This window comes from Limosilactobacillus caecicola, from assembly GCF_943192935.1.
Taxonomy (GTDB): domain Bacteria; phylum Bacillota; class Bacilli; order Lactobacillales; family Lactobacillaceae; genus Limosilactobacillus; species Limosilactobacillus caecicola.
On sequence record NZ_CALPCI010000001.1, the window covers coordinates 210211 to 225359 of the forward strand.

A 15149-nucleotide genomic window follows, 5' to 3' on the forward strand; every position below is an offset into this window, starting at 1 on the left:
TACGGTTTTACCGTCAAAAAAGCGATTGGCAAAACTGCCAATCGCTTTGCTTCACTTTATTTGCCAACCACATTGATCAAATCGTCACCGTGCTGGATGTCACCATCGGCCACCCGTGCAACTTTCGAGTAATTAGTCGTGTTGGTAACCACCACCATCACGGTCGTATCGTAACCGGCCGTCTTGACAGCGTCGAGATCAATCGTCCCTAGTTGGTCACCCTTTTTAACTTTTTGACCTTGTTCAACCGCACTAGTAAAGTGCTCACCTTTCAAGTTCACGGTATCTAGGCCAACGTGAATCAACACTTCAGCACCATCATCAGAGGTCAAACCGTACGCATGCTTAGTTGCATAGGCCACCGTGATGGTCCCATCAACTGGTGCATAGATCGTACCATCACTTGGAACAACGGCAGCACCATCACCCATCATCTTTTGGGAGAAGACCTCATCGTTAACTTGGGAAAGATCTTCGGCTTTACCAGAAACTGGGCTAACGATCGTCTCCGTCTTTGCAGCCTCATCAGCTGGCGCAGCAGCATGGTGAACTGGAGCGGCAGCAGTAGCGGCGACAGACGCTCCATCAGCGGCGACATCACTTACCGTTTCAGGATTAACGATGTCATCATGCATCTTGCCGTAGAAGAAAGTGACTAAGAATGCAATCACAAAAGAGATAATTTCACAGAGTAAGTAAGCCGGAATTGATTTAGCGTAAACGGAGAGGAAACCAATGAAACCGGCAGAACCCATTGAAGCGGCAACAACATGCAGCAATCCGGCAATTGTCGAAGCAATACAAGAACCAACTAATGCACAGAAGAATGGGAACTTCAACTTCAAGTTGACCCCAAAGATGGCTGGTTCGGTAATTCCCAGTAATGCCGAAATTGCTGAAGAACTGGAGAGGGCCTTCATTTTCTTATTACGCGTTAAGAAGTAAACCGCAGTGGTAGCCGCCCCTTGGGCAACGTTGGCCATTGAAGCAACAATAAAGATGAAATCTCCAGAACCCTTACCAGCCTTGAAGGCCGTGACTAATTGCGTTTCGATTGCCGGGAAACTTTGGTGCAGCCCCGTCAAGACAATCGGTGAGTACAGAGCACCGAAAATCCCAGTTCCGACAAAGCCTAGCGTGTCATACAACCAAACAATTCCGTTCGTAATCAGGTCAGATAATTCCTTCATGACCGGACCAACCACGATAAAGGTTAAGAAACCAGTTAACAGAACTGAAAGCAGTGGTGTAAAGGTAAAGTCAACCGCTGATGGTAACTTCTTGTGTAACCACTTTTCAAAAATTGATAATAGCCAAACAGCAGCTAACGCTGGAATAACTTGGCTTGTGTAAGATTGAATATGAACAGTGAGCCCAAATAAATTCCAATGACCACCATCGGCTAACGCTGGCGCCGTCATCATCATCCCGACAAAGGCACCTAAGTACTGGTTAGCCCCAAACCGTTTGGCACCGGAAATCCCGACCAGGATTGGTAAGAAAACGTATGGTGCCCCAGACATGACGTTCACCATACCTTCAACACCCTTGAGGGCCGGCCACATTTGAATAACTGATTGTGCACCAAAGAGTCCCTTCGCCGTCAACACGTTATCTAAGGCCATTAACAAACCACCAGCAACCAATGCTGGAATAATTGGAACAAAAATATCAGACAGAAGCTTGATAAAGGCCATGATTGGGTTGAATTTTTGGTTCTTCGCCGCAATCTGTTTCAAATCGTCGGTGGAAACTTCCTTCAGCCCCGTTTGCTTGATGAATTCGTCGTAAACGTTATTAACGTCCCCAGGACCAATAATAACTTGGTACTGACCGTTCGTTTTAAACGTTCCCTTGACATCAGCATTATTGTCCAATGCCTGTTGGTCAACCGCAGAATCATCTTTCAAAACTAACCGCAGTCGCGTTGCACAGTGGGCAGCGGCAACTAAATTGTCTTTACCGACGGCATTAATGACGTTGGTCGCAACTTGTTTGTGATCCATAAGCATGACTTCCCATCTTAATTTATATTTTCGCTAAAATTGTAAGCGCTTTTCCGACTCTAATGGTACTATATCCAGAGGAAATGTCAAGCGTTTATCAATTTATTTTTTGGCGATATGATCATCACTAATTTTCAAGACACAAGCACCATCTAAATTCCCTTTGGCAACCCGTTTCAACGCCTCATCGGCCTTTTCAAATGGGTAGGAGGTAATTGTCGGCTGAATGCGTAAACGATGAGCAAGCGTCAGAAACTCTTCTCCATCCCGTCGGGTATTGCTTTCGACACTCGTAACTTCCTTTTCGTGGAACAGGTGTTGCTGATAGTTTAAACTCGGTACATCACTCAAATGGATCCCCGCCAGCGCCAGTGTTCCACCAGGAACTAGGTTGGCCAGTGCGTTAGGAACCATTGCTCCTGCTGGTGAGAACATGATTGCTGAATCCAACAGCACCGGTGACTTATCATACGCCCCCTGCGCAGAAGCACAGCCTAATTTCAGGGCAAATTTTTGGGCGTCCTGGCCCCGCGTAAAGACGTGTACTTCGATTCCTTGCTGGATCGCTAATTGAGCAGTCAAATGGGCAGAACCCCCAAAACCGTAAAGCCCCAGTGTCCCGCCAGCAGGAACTTTCGCTCTCAAATAAGCCCGATACCCGATAATGCCGGCACAAAGCAATGGGGCTGTCGTCATTGGATCCGCATCATCAGCTAACCGGTAAGCAAAACCTTCCGGAACGGTGACATACTCGGCATAACCACCATCATGATCCCATCCAGTGTACGTAGAATGGGGACAGAGGTTCTCCCGGCCTGACCGACAAAAGCGACAGACGCCGCAGGCATGACGGAACCAGGGAATTCCAATTTTTTCACCCAGTTGAAAACGTTGCGTCCCCGGCCCTTGCTGGACCACCCGTCCGACAATTTCGTGACCAGGGGTGACGCGTTCACGGTGAACAGGTAAGTCGCCTTCAGTAACGTGTAAATCAGTATGGCAGACCCCGCAAGCCAGAATCTTGACCAAGACCTCACCCACCTGTGGTGTCGGTACTGGTTTTTCAACCAGTTGCAATGGACACGGTGACTGGTCAATGGGTCCCGGCTTAGTTACTTCCCAGGCGCGCATTACTTTTGGCATTTCACTCATTTTTTGGTTGACTCCTTTATCTAGTTTTCCTCCTCATTGTAGTCCTTTTTGTGAAGAACTGCGCAAATCAATTTGTTACACGTTTGACACCCCGCAAGCGATATTTTAAAATCAACGTAACTATAGCGCTTCCAAAAGGAGATTTAATTTATGGAATGGACTCGTGAACAACGTTACTTACCTTATGACCAACATTCTGCATTAGAATTACTAGAACTCCAGGCCGCTGCGGACAATTCACCAGAACAACTTCGTTACCATATCCGTCCGGAATCTGGCCTTCTAAACGACCCCAACGGATTCTCATATTTCAATCACGCTTGGCACGTCTTCTATCAATCGTTTCCCTTCGGGGCGACTCATGGCTTGAAGTCGTGGATGCATATGCAATCAACCGACCTCGTTCATTGGCATTCCCGTGGTTTAGCACTAACTCCCGATAATGAATATGATAGTCATGGTGCTTATTCCGGATCAGCAAAGCAAATTGGTGACCGGCTCTTTCTCATGTATACTGGCAACCACCGTGACGCTAACTGGAACCGGACGCCTTATCAATTAGGAGCGTGGATGGATCAGAAAAATCAAGTTACCAAACTTGAACAACCACTTTTTCGTAACCCGAATTACATCAGCGAACACTTCCGCGATCCCCAACTCCTGGAGCACAACGGTAAATACTATGCACTCCTGGGCGCCCAAGATGCCAAAACGGAAGAAGGCCACTTGGCCCTTTGGACGAGCGATGACCTAACCAGTGGTTGGCACGATGGCGGTCTTGTCGACTTCACTCCCTACCCAATGGGCTACATGATTGAATGCCCAAACTTGATCACCGTGGATGATCAACCAGTCATCATCTTCTGTCCGCAAGGGTTAGAAAAGAAAATTACTGACTACGCGAATATTTATCCGAACACGTACGTCACCGGCGAACACTTTGACTTTGCTAATGCACGGCTTGAAGGCAGTTCTCAAGTCCCCGTTAACCTTGACGATGGCTTCGATGTCTACGCAACCCAGGCCTTTAACGCCCCTGACGGTACTGCCTACGCCATTAGCTGGGTTGGCTTGCCTGACACTAGCTACCCGACTGACAACCAGACGTGGGCCAACTGCTTGAGCCAAGTCAAAGCGCTCCACTTGAAAGATGGCCACCTTTACCAACAACCGGTTCCCGCCATGAAAAAATTACGCGACGAAAAAGGCGCCACCGTCTTCAGCGATGAGACCCAAGTGATTGCCCAGCGGGCTGGTCAGCAATGTGAGTTAGAGATGACCATCACTAACGATCAAGCGGGCATCCTCCATCTGGCAGCGAGTGACGATCTCCAAACGAGCTTACAAGTGCAATTTGATACGACTAAAGGAACTTTAACGGTTGACCGTACTACAGTCAGCCAAGGCATGGATGAAAAGTTCGGCACGACCCGGTCCATCAAACTGCCTGGCCATGCAGATTTGAAATTACGAATCTTCTTAGACCATTCACTTGCCGAAATTTTCGTCAACGATGGTGCCCACGTCCTCACACTACGTTACTTTACCGACCAAGCTAATCAGCAAATGAGTTTCAATCATTCCGTCAACGCTACCGGAACCCTGTACCAACTTAAAAATATTTAAGAAAATCCACGGCCAGCTAGTTTTCTGGTCGTGGATTATTTACAATAAAAAAAACAGCCTTTTAAATGGAGGAGCCAATTATGACAACACCGGTCGATCAAGCTAACTGGCAATCCGCAATTCACTTCGTCATCAATCGCGCTTTGCCAAGTGATGATTATCAAGTTGTTTGCTTTCACCAATCAAAATCGAGTGAAAGTGTCTATGTTGATGTGTTATTAGAAAATTTTCTCTTCCAATTACGGTTTTCCTTTCATGATCATCAGGAAAAAAATCCTGATTTGTATTCATTCAACTTACGTGCTTTCCCTCATGATCATGCCTTGATTCCGGCAGTGCGACAGATCCTCAGTCGCCGTAGTCAGGGCCTTCGGCTGACCTATGACCACTTTGCCGGCCTTTCGTTGGTCGAAAAATGGGGGCAGTTCGAAGACTCTCCACTCCATCGTCATGATGACCTCTTTTGGGAAAATCAGCAACCGTTACTCACGAAAAATGGCGCAACCCAGCAACTAGAATTTTTATGGCAACACCAGTTACTGGTGATTAAGCATACCACCAACCAAGTCTTTCTGTCCGAAAGTGGTGAACACCTGTTAGATTATTATTGGGACGTTGCCGACCAATACCTGGAGGATGACGTTTGGGATGATAACCCACGTACTAAGACCCCGAATGAGTTGAAGAATCTTTTACTGATTTAGCCTTGGCTTGTTGACGACGTTGATTGGCCTCGTGAATGGCCTTACGACGATCGCCATTGACAAAATCACTTTCCTGCGCAAATAAGTCTAACAGTGCAAAGAGGTTTCGCCGCAAACTTACTTTAATTTTTGACCAGTTCATTTAAATCACCCTTGAAATCAAATAGCGACCATGGAATCTGCATTCCCCGGCCGCTGTTTTTAGTTAATCTGCCAAAACATTTTTGTGTTCTGCGTATGTGTATAAGGCCCAAGCAATAATGCCAAAGAAAACGGGCCCAAAGGCTGTCCAGAATGCTGTTGAATATTGGCCTTCGAGAATTGGTTCGACACAGGTGAAGACAATCCCGATCGCAACGACTAACCACACCACGATGGAAACAATCCACGTCGACGTCATACTCTTGTAGAAGATAAATGGTCGATCAAGGTCCGCTTTCATCTTAAAGAATGGGAAGGCCCCTACCAAGAACAGGTACGGAGCAGACGAAGAAACGTTCATCATATCCGTCAAAATGGTGTAGAACTGGTTGGCAGCATCCCCACCAAAGGAGATGAAGAGGATAATCGCACTTACCAAGATGGCTTGGCACCACATGGCAAATGATGGCATATTCACATCGTTCATCTTGGTTAACCGCTTTGGTAATAACCGGGAGTCGCAACCTTCAATGAAGGATTTAATTGGTGAATAGACCATAACGAAGGCAGCCCCCAAGCCACCTAAGACGTCACTCAAAGCAGTAATTTGGGAGAAAATCCGTCCCAACATGACTGCACCAGAATGGCTCATGCCAAGCCGAGCACCAACGGTAAGCCCCATGTTATTAATCAACACGTATTCCACATTGGCTAAGTTAACGTTACTCCGGCCAAGTACCTTTTGCCAGTTGGCACTGACCCCACACAGGAAAATGGCTAAAATATAAATTAATGTCATGATGATCATAGCGATGATCAAAGCCCGTGGGAAGGTCTTTTCCGGTTTGTGCACTGAATCGATCACTCCCGCCATTGTTTCCAAACCACCGTATGCAAACAATGCATAAACAATGAAGGAAATAACCGCAATTGGACTCACGAAGGCATGGTTAGGCGATTTCACCAAACTCATCACTGTGACTGGTTCCGCCAGTTGACCATGGTTCAATGCCCAAAGGAGAAGACTTGCCAGAATGAAGACCACCGAAATTCCCAGAGTAGCAACCCCACAGACAGAGGCAATTTTGGCAATTTTGTTAATCCCACGAGAAGCAATCCAGGTAACAATGATCATAAAAATGATTTCTAGTAATCCCAGGGTTTCGTTGGCTGGCAACCCGAAAAGGTGCCAACTCTGGGTCTTATCAGTTCCCGAAATCATTGTGGAAACTGACACCAGAAAGTATTGCGTTGAGGACACTAACCAAACAACCCACGCTGCTAGCCAAATAAAGGTCCCGATGAAGGCCGTTTTTTCACTAACTGACCCCCGCAACCAGGAAAAAATCCCCCCTTTAGCAGCTTTAAATGACGCACCATATTCAGCAAACATTAACGCCGATGGTAAGAAAAAGAGTACCGCCGTCACGATGTACCAAATAATGCTGGCGTACCCCATTTGGTAAAAGGCGGTTAGTGAATTACTAAAACCAAAGATAGATGAAAAAATCATCAAAACTAACGCACTCAAACCAATTTGGGTGGTTTTTTTATCCATATCAAAAACTTCTTTCTTTGAATAATCCTCATAATTATACAACAATTCGCCCATTCATGTGCATATTATTTCAAATTTTTGATTTTATTTCCTAAACTTGGCTTTTTGTAACCCAATATTCATATTAAATTCACACATCTGGATTGATAATATGATAAGATTTTATATTGTGCAGTTTATAGTGAGGAGGGGACTAGCATTGCGTGAACCATCACGGCGTGAGTTAAGAGCAGCAAAAAAGCGCAGTAACCGCAAAAAAGCGTGGGGTGTAAGCATCGCATTTATTGTGATGGCCCTCCTTTTAAACGTTGGTTTGATTTACCAAAATCACAACCCCCTCACTCAAAACAAATCGAGCAACCCGACTAAAACCGTCCTGAACCTCTTTAAGTCCAGTAGTATCAGTAGCCGGTTAAAGAAGGCTTGGAAAGCAGATTTAGCTGATTCCGATAGCAACGTCTCGATTGCCGTCTACTCCACTAAAACTGGTGACACCTACACCTACAATACAACGCCTGGCCACAAATACCATATGGCAAGTACCGTTAAGGTTTCCGTCCTGGCGGGGGTGCTTTTGAAAAACGATGGGGATTTAGACTCTGAGGGGCGCGACTATGCTAAGGCCATGATTGAAAATTCCGATAATGACTCTACTACTGCCCTGATTGATAATTACCTCGGTGGAACTGATGGCCTGCAGGATACCTTCAACCAATTTCAAATGACGAATACTCATGCAGAATCAGCCTGGGGAATGACAACCACCACCCCAGCGGACCAGGTGAAATTACTCAACAACATTTTTATGAGTTCTAATAAATTAACCAGCTCAGAACAAAGCTACATTAAATCACTGATGTCCAACGTCGAAAGCGATCAAAATTGGGGAATCTCAGCCGGCAGTAATGACTTTGCCATAAAAAATGGCTGGCTCAACCAGGATGATTCCACCAAATGGATCGTCAATAGTATTGGCTATATTAAGGGTAGCAATAATAATAACTACACCATTGCTGTTTATACCGATGATAATTCCACCATGAATTCCGGTGAAAAATTGATTGAAAAGCTCGCTCGTTCCACCAAAAAAGTCCTTGATAATTAAACATAATCCCTGAAAGATAGCTGTAACACGAACAGCGCAGTACAACAATGGGCTCCAACATCCGGTAAAACCGAATGCTGGAGCCCTATTGTTGCTTTCCCGCAAGGGGACTAGCTACGCGTCGACGGGGGCGTTAATACGAAGTCGGAAACGACTTCTGTAACGATCCCTATTTTGATAATAATTTTAGCCAGGCCGAATCGCCAAACTTCGGTAAACCTTGTGACCACGCCAGTTTAGTGGTGATCATTCCCCTTTGCTTGTCTAGCAATTCCTTAATGACGGCAAGTTGTTCTCGTTGTCGCCTAGTGAGCTGACGGTGAGTCTGATATAATTGACGACCACTCGCTCGCCAGCGTTGATCCACCTCAGCCCGCTGCAAAAATGGTTGGTCTAACGGTCGTTCCCTTAACTGTCCAGTAGAAGTAAATTGGTACCCACCCCACATGTGTTGGGGAATCGGTGGTAACCGTTTGCTAACTAAGTAATGCAATTTACCAACTAAGTGCCGTCCGTCGACATACCCGACCGTCACCGGGTCATAAACATCAACGTAATTGTGCACCTTATGTTTAAACTTTCGCACGTGGTGCCGCTCCCGACGATTCAATAGCCAAAATAGGTTTGGCCCTTCGTAAATATCAGCACGCTTAACCTGCCCAATGTGGTGGCAATGACTCAGTGCATATTGAATATTCATCGCCCCAAGTGAGTGACCATAAAGGTAAAATTGCGCATTTGGTTCCTGTTTAAGAAGTCGGTTTAAATACCGCGCAGCGGTTCTTAGCTGGCCCGGAACAGTGATTTGATGAGTGAATAATGACCACCCCACCGGAAAGTTAGTCGCGAACCATTCATTATTCCAAGTTTCTGGAGTCCCATTCGAAATCCCCGACGATCCTTTGAATAACAGGGTATATTCACGATGAAGTCGGTTACGAATAATAAAAACTTGCAAACCATCAGTAGTGGTGATGTGTTCTTGGACTGTACCAAAGAACTGATCACTGATTTGAACCCGGTCACCCACCAATAAAGTTTGGTACTCCAACTTAGCAACTGCTACCCGTTGGTAATCCGTCAGCTGCCGGTTAGTTAGTCGTGGCTTAACGGAGATTTTCATTCAACATCCGGACTCCCTCAGTATTTAATTCTTTCCCCATTTTCGGTACGATCGTGAGATGACCATCAAGTAACCGATTCTTCAAATCCAGAGCTACCTGCTTATTTTTGCGGTCCTGGTCTCCAGTAAAGATGAAAGTTGCACCCTGAATATGCATCAGTTTCTTAGTCAAATCCACGTTCACGAGCGATTTCTTTAGTGTCTTATACTGTACGTTGTCAATTGGTCGCGAACCAAACACCCCGGTCCGCAAAAGGGAATTCGTTGCCTGGTAATGTGGTCTGACTAATAGTAGCCGGTCGAGGCGGCCCAGCAAGTCCACTGACGCCCGTAACGCAACCAAGGCACCAAAGTCTTCCCCAGCTAGAATCACTGGTTGTGGCGCTTGCTTAACGACTTCCACGACCGCTTGAACTAGGTATTCAAACGTATATTCTGGCAGCTCAAACTGGTGATAATCAATGATTTGCAAATCACGGTGGCCTGGCGAAACTTGTTGCCACATTGATGAATCATGGTTAAAAGCTGGTAAAACAATGACGGTTCCCATACACATTCCCCTTTTGAATTCTTTATGTTTAATTTTACCACGTTCAAACAAACGAAAAGGGCGTGGCGCCAAAGTCACAAATGACTTCAACGTCACGTCCCCGATTTGCACATAACGCGATTTAGAATGCTGCCACAATGGCAGTAATCCCAATCAAAATTAAGAAAGCAGAAATCAGCCAAACCAAAGTTACAGCAGAAAGAACTGGGTTAAATAACAGGACCACTCCTAGGACAATTCCTAAGATGTTCAAAATGATTAATAACCAGTAGTAACCCTTACCAAATTGACGGTAAAAGTTGGCAACTTGTAATTGACCAATACTATCAATAATGAACCAGAAGGCAAACAGGTAGGCAATCGTCAAGACACCAACGCCATGGAAAAACAGGAAAATTAATCCCAGGATGATGTCTAAAATAGCCATTACCAACAACCAAACGGACTTATGGTTCAAAAGGCTATCAACGGTTTGCCGCAACCAAATTTCGTAGATTCCCTTTAAAATGGCCCCAATCCCAAACAAGATTGAAACAAATTTTAAGGTCGTATCCATATGGTACATTGCCACGAAACCTAAAACAACAAAGAGGACCCCTAAAATAAAGGCCGCCCAATCAAAACGTTTTTTCACGTTACTCATTCTCTAACTTCCTTTCTTTCAAACATCATTTATAAATAAGTGCGGGTCTAGTTTAACAAATTTACAAATCGATGTCTAATTCGATCGGGGCGTGATCACGCCGTTGACCGGTATCAATCATTGAGGAATTTGTAACGGCGTCGGCCAGCCGGTTACTTACTAACCAGTAGTCAATTCTCCAGCCTGAGTTATTCTGTTTACTAGTAATGACCCGTTGGGCCCACCAAGAGTAAGCCCCCGTTTTTTCTGGATGCAGGTGGCGGAAAGTATCCGTAAATCCAGCCTGGAGAAGTTTAGTAAAGTGTTCCCGCTCTTCATCCGTGTAACCAGCCGAATGGTGGTTATTTTCGGGATGGGCAAGGTCGATCGGCTCATGGGCAACATTAAAGTCACCACTGGCAATGACTGGTTTGGTCTGGTCCAACCGGTGTAAATATTGCCGGTATTGGTCATCCCAGGCTTGCCGTTCCGCCAGCCGTTTTAATCCGGAACCAGAATTGGGCGTATAGACTTCCGTGACATAAAACTCTGGAAATTCGAGGGTAATCATGCGGCCTTCCTGGTCCATCGGTTCCGGTGCACCAATTTCTGGATAGCTAACCGTCGGGTGATAGGCGGCCTTGTATAAATACATCGTTCCTGCATAACCCTTCCGCGCCGGTTCGACCGAGCTGCGCCACACCACTTCATAATCAGGAAAAATTTCGTTCAAAGCAGCCAGATGCTTTTTAGTCGGCCCATTTTTTGAAAGCTTAGTCTCTTGAATGGCAACCATGTCCGGTTGCAGCGCCGCAATTTGGTGTAATACTTCCCGGGTTTCTCCGGCCCGGGTTGACGTTCCCGTCAAAGCCGCATTAATTGAATCAATGTTCCAAGAAATAAATTTCATGATTTTGTCTCCGTTTAGTCATCCTGTTCAGTATGTAAAACCTTACCGTTTTGGGCATTGATGACAACTTCAGTCTCGTGGCGGCCTTTTTGAACAACTACTTCCCACACTGCTTGGCCATTCTCATGATCCAATGTCCATTCAATACCTTTGCTTCCCTTGACTGCTTTAGTTGCCACCTGGTTCGCTTTCTTGCGATTAATTAACTTACTAAAGTCCAAACGTTGGTTTTGGTCGTCACTTTCGAGACGATCACTACTGGTCTTAATCACTTTTCCGGTCTTCGCATTGATATCCATTGACCGTTCCTTAGACTGGTCGTAACCCTCAATTTCGTACCGATATTGGCCAAATTTCTTTTCTAAGGTCAGACTAGTAACTTGGGCATTCGCATAACGCTTTTGGAATTTCTTGACTGCGGCCTGTTCATCCATTTTAATTTGTGACGCACTGGCCTGGATAACTGGGCTGGTAGTGTTAGTCAATAGGACGCCACTGCCGATGCTTCCAATCATTAAACTAACTGCTGCCAACGTTAACGTCCGCTTTTTAATCTTCATTTGAACTTTCTACTCACTTTCTTTAGCTTAGCTTACATCTCTTTTATTATACCGTTTACCCGAAAATAAATAAAACAGACTAACCAACGTTAGCCTGTTTTACAGTGATTTGAATGATGAGTGAATCAGATTACAGATTACAATTGTGCTTTAATGGCGTCCAATGAAACTTCGCTCGTATCAGCAAATTTCACATCTGCGTCTTGTAAGCTACTACCAATCCCAATGGATAGCTCACCGGCACCGTTAATGGATTGAATTCCCGCTTGGGCATCTTCAACCCCGGCCACCTGGTTAGCTGGTAAGTTCATTGTCTTAGCAGCTTCAACATAGATTTCTGGATCTGGCTTTCCCTTGGTGAGTTTAGCAGGATCCACAATTCCTTCAAAATAGTCGGTTAATTGCAGATATTGCAAAACTTTCGGTGCGTTTTTCGAAGCAGAAGCTAAAACCAAATGGTAGCCGTTGGCTTTTAATTCATCCAGAAATGCCTTCATACCAGGCAAAATGTCAGCAGGCGTCAAAGTTTCAACCAACTTAATGTAATTGTCATTCTTTTCAGCAGCGAGGGCTTCCTTTTCAGCTTGGGTATAGTCATTTTCGTGACCACCAGCCTTGAGGATTAATTCAAGGGAGTCCATCCGGCTAACCCCTTTTAAGGCATCAGCCAATTCTGGGGTCCACGTGGTGCCAACTTTATCAGCTAATTGGTGCCACGCTTGGCCGTGGAAACGGGCGGTATCAGCGATTACCCCGTCCATGTCAAATGCAAAGCCTTTAATATCAGCAAAATTCATCATCATTGCCTCCTCGACTTATTTCAATTCCAACTTCTTGCCATCAAGATCAATGGTGATTGGGTCACCAGATACCAAGTCAATCTTAGTACCGTGCTTATCAACCTTCACCTTCAAAATCCGACCACGGAACATTTGGCGGAATTGGTATGAATCCCACTTCTTTGGCAAGAATGGTGCGTAATGCAATTCGTTATCACGAACCCGCATACCGGCAAAGCCTTGCACGATGTCTAACCAACTCCCCGTCATCGAGGTAATGTGGAGGCCATCAGCAGTGTCGTTGTTGTAGTTGTCTAAGTCTAACCGTGCAGAACGTTCGTATAATTCAACAGCCTTGTCTTCGTAACCAATATCAGCAGCCAGGATCGAGTAGACTGAAGCGGAGAGACTAGATTCATGAACCGTAAATTGTTCATAGAAGTCGAAGTTCTTCTTCTTTTCATCTTTCGTAAAGTCATCGATGAAGTCCCAAAGGCCTTGGATAACGTCACCTTGCTTAACGTATGGTGACCGCAAGATCTTGTCCCATGACCAGTTTTGGTTCAATGGTAATTGGTCAGATGGGATTTCAGAAACTGGCTTGAGGTCCTTATCCAAGAAGCCGTCGTTTTCTGGGAAGATATCCTTTTGCTTGTCATATGGCAAGTACATGTTGTCAGCAATCCCCTTCCAACGACGCTTTTCGTCTTCAGAAACATTCAGTTTCTTGGCAACCTTGTCGTCAACTTCGTCCAAGATTTCCAGCGTGTATTGTAACGTCCACCGACAAAGGAGGTTGGTGTACCAGTCGTTATTGACGTTGTTGTCGTATTCATCAGGACCAGTGACACCGTGAAGCATGTACTTGTTTTGCCGTTGTGAGTAGTGAACCCGGTCAGCCCAGAAGCGAGAAATTTCAGTTAAGACTTCTGCCCCTTCGTTGAGGACGTAAGACTTGTCACCAGTGTACTTAGTGTATAGGTAGATGGCATAAGCAATATCACCATTCCGGTGAATTTCTTCAAAAGTAATTTCCCATTCGTTGTGACATTCAATCCCGTTGAAGGTTACCATTGGGAACAATGCACCCTTGAGTCCTTGTTCCTTGGCGTTAACAAACGCCCCATCTAATTGCTTGTACCGGTACATCAGCAGGTTCCGGGCAATTTCTGGGTTAGCAACCCCCAGGTAAACTGGGATACAGTATGCTTCAGTGTCCCAGTATGTCGCACCACCGTATTTTTCGCCAGTGAAGCCTTTTGGACTGATGTTGAGACGGTAATCGTTACCGTAGTACGTTGAGAAGAGTTGGAAGAGGTTGAAACGAATCCCTTGTTGGGCTCCTTCATCACCGTCAATTTCGACATCCGACTTGATCCACCGATCGGCCCATTCGTGAACGTGCGGATCTAACAGGTCATCAAAACTCTTCGCATCTAATTTGTCAGTTAATTCGTCCAGGTGCTTTTCAATGGCATCTTGAGAATCAAAGTCCCGGGAAGTAACTACTACGGAACGCTTTTCAAAGTTAATTTCCTTACCAGCAGCAACCGTTCCCGCAAAGGTGTTATAAGCGTCCTTGTCGTCAGTGCCATCACCAGTGTGGTCTAAGTCCGTCTTGCTGGTCGTCTTCATGCCAACAATAAATTGTGGAGTGCCGAAGTCATTCTTCTTCGTCATAGAAGTCAATTCAGCATGTTCGCCATCTGCACTCTTGCCTAAAACATTCCAGAATTGTTCATCGTAGTTAGCATCTTCATTGTAAACATCAGCATCAATCATGCTAGTGATTTCAACCTTCGCGTCACCGTTACCGCGGTTTTTGATGTGCAGGCGTTGACCAACTAATTCCTTTTGGACCGCAGAAACGAATCGTTCGAAGTTAAAGTACATTTCTGTACCACCAATTTCAACCGTGAATTCACGGGTTAAGACCCCACGCTTCATATCAAGGTCTAACTTAAAATCCTTCGGAGTTTGCTGATTGAGGTCCAGTTGTTCACCGTTGACCTTGATGATTAATTTCATAAAGTTAACAGCGTTGATCATCTTACCAAAGTACTTTGGGTAACCGTTCTTCCACCAACCAACACGGGTCTTGTCAGGGAACCAAACCCCACCAAGGTAAACCCCTTGCATGTGGTCACCGGTGTAACCTTCTTCAAAGAAGCCCCGCATTCCGAGGTTTTCGTTGGCAAGTGACGTCATTGATTCTTGAAGACGCTTGTCTTCAGGATCCCATTTTTTCGTGGCAACGTGCCATGGAGCAATTTCAAATGTTTGTTTCATAGTTAAATCCTTTCTAGTAGGGGT

14 protein-coding genes are annotated in these 15149 nt (G+C 45.4%); 3 read left to right on the top strand and 11 right to left on the bottom strand.

The window, feature by feature from the left end; translation table 11 throughout:
* Nucleotides 1-56: 56 nt before the first annotated feature.
* Together NFR43_RS01045 and NFR43_RS01050 are read right to left on the bottom strand one after the other, a co-directional pair.
* Nucleotides 57-2006 carry a sucrose-specific PTS transporter subunit IIBC gene (locus NFR43_RS01045; RefSeq protein WP_251545593.1) on the bottom strand — a complete coding sequence of 650 codons (1950 nt, stop codon included), beginning with the start codon at nt 2004-2006 and terminating at the stop codon, nt 57-59.
* A gap of 102 nt (nt 2007-2108) precedes the next feature.
* Entirely contained in the window at nt 2109-3158 is a 1050-nt protein-coding gene (locus NFR43_RS01050; protein ID WP_251545595.1) for a zinc-dependent alcohol dehydrogenase family protein, read from the bottom strand.
* Nucleotides 3159-3308: 150 nt separating this feature from the next.
* On the opposite strand from NFR43_RS01050, the gene NFR43_RS01055 reads away from it, so the two are divergent.
* Both NFR43_RS01055 and NFR43_RS01060 read left to right on the top strand, forming a co-directional pair.
* Nucleotides 3309-4784 carry a sucrose-6-phosphate hydrolase gene (locus NFR43_RS01055; RefSeq protein WP_251545597.1) on the top strand — a complete coding sequence of 492 codons (1476 nt, stop codon included), beginning with the start codon at nt 3309-3311 and terminating at the stop codon, nt 4782-4784.
* A gap of 80 nt (nt 4785-4864) precedes the next feature.
* Complete coding sequence (locus NFR43_RS01060) at nt 4865-5488, top strand: hypothetical protein (RefSeq protein WP_251545599.1); 624 nt, start codon at nt 4865-4867, stop codon at nt 5486-5488.
* Here the strand turns inward: NFR43_RS01060 and NFR43_RS01065 are convergent.
* Together NFR43_RS01065 and yjeM are read right to left on the bottom strand one after the other, a co-directional pair.
* A complete protein-coding gene (locus tag NFR43_RS01065) occupies nt 5448-5630 on the bottom strand; it encodes a hypothetical protein (protein ID WP_251545601.1) in 183 nt (60 codons plus the stop codon). The genes NFR43_RS01060 and NFR43_RS01065 overlap by 41 nt on opposite strands.
* 63 nt (nt 5631-5693) lie before the next feature.
* Nucleotides 5694-7187 carry a glutamate/gamma-aminobutyrate family transporter YjeM gene (gene yjeM, locus NFR43_RS01070; protein WP_251545602.1) on the bottom strand — a complete coding sequence of 498 codons (1494 nt, stop codon included), beginning with the start codon at nt 7185-7187 and terminating at the stop codon, nt 5694-5696.
* Between the two features lie 199 nt (nt 7188-7386).
* On the opposite strand from yjeM, the gene NFR43_RS01075 reads away from it, so the two are divergent.
* Nucleotides 7387-8292, top strand: coding sequence for a serine hydrolase (locus NFR43_RS01075; protein ID WP_251545604.1), 906 nt, complete (start codon nt 7387-7389; stop codon nt 8290-8292).
* A gap of 169 nt (nt 8293-8461) precedes the next feature.
* On the opposite strand, the gene NFR43_RS01080 is transcribed toward NFR43_RS01075, so the two are convergent.
* The 7 genes from NFR43_RS01080 to NFR43_RS01110 form a co-directional block, all read right to left on the bottom strand.
* The gene (locus NFR43_RS01080) at nt 8462-9415 is read right to left on the bottom strand and encodes an Mbeg1-like protein (protein ID WP_251545606.1); all 954 of its coding nucleotides are present in this window, start codon (nt 9413-9415) and stop codon (nt 8462-8464) included.
* The gene (locus NFR43_RS01085; protein WP_251545608.1) at nt 9399-9965 is read right to left on the bottom strand and encodes an alpha/beta fold hydrolase; all 567 of its coding nucleotides are present in this window, start codon (nt 9963-9965) and stop codon (nt 9399-9401) included. The genes NFR43_RS01080 and NFR43_RS01085 overlap by 17 nt, the downstream gene beginning before the upstream one ends.
* A 121-nt stretch (nt 9966-10086) precedes the next feature.
* Nucleotides 10087-10608 carry an HdeD family acid-resistance protein gene (locus NFR43_RS01090; protein WP_251545610.1) on the bottom strand — a complete coding sequence of 174 codons (522 nt, stop codon included), beginning with the start codon at nt 10606-10608 and terminating at the stop codon, nt 10087-10089.
* Nucleotides 10609-10669: 61 nt separating this feature from the next.
* Nucleotides 10670-11497 (bottom strand): exodeoxyribonuclease III, encoded by an 828-nt coding sequence (locus NFR43_RS01095; RefSeq protein WP_251545612.1) that lies wholly within the window; start codon nt 11495-11497, stop codon nt 10670-10672.
* Between the two features lie 14 nt (nt 11498-11511).
* Complete coding sequence (locus NFR43_RS01100; protein ID WP_251545614.1) at nt 11512-12057, bottom strand: PepSY domain-containing protein; 546 nt, start codon at nt 12055-12057, stop codon at nt 11512-11514.
* Between the two features lie 137 nt (nt 12058-12194).
* Nucleotides 12195-12854 (bottom strand): beta-phosphoglucomutase, encoded by a 660-nt coding sequence (pgmB, locus tag NFR43_RS01105; protein WP_251545616.1) that lies wholly within the window; start codon nt 12852-12854, stop codon nt 12195-12197.
* Nucleotides 12855-12872: 18 nt separating this feature from the next.
* Nucleotides 12873-15125, bottom strand: a complete 2253-nt coding sequence (locus NFR43_RS01110; protein WP_251545624.1) for a glycoside hydrolase family 65 protein — start codon at nt 15123-15125, stop codon at nt 12873-12875.
* Nucleotides 15126-15149: the final 24 nt, after the last annotated feature.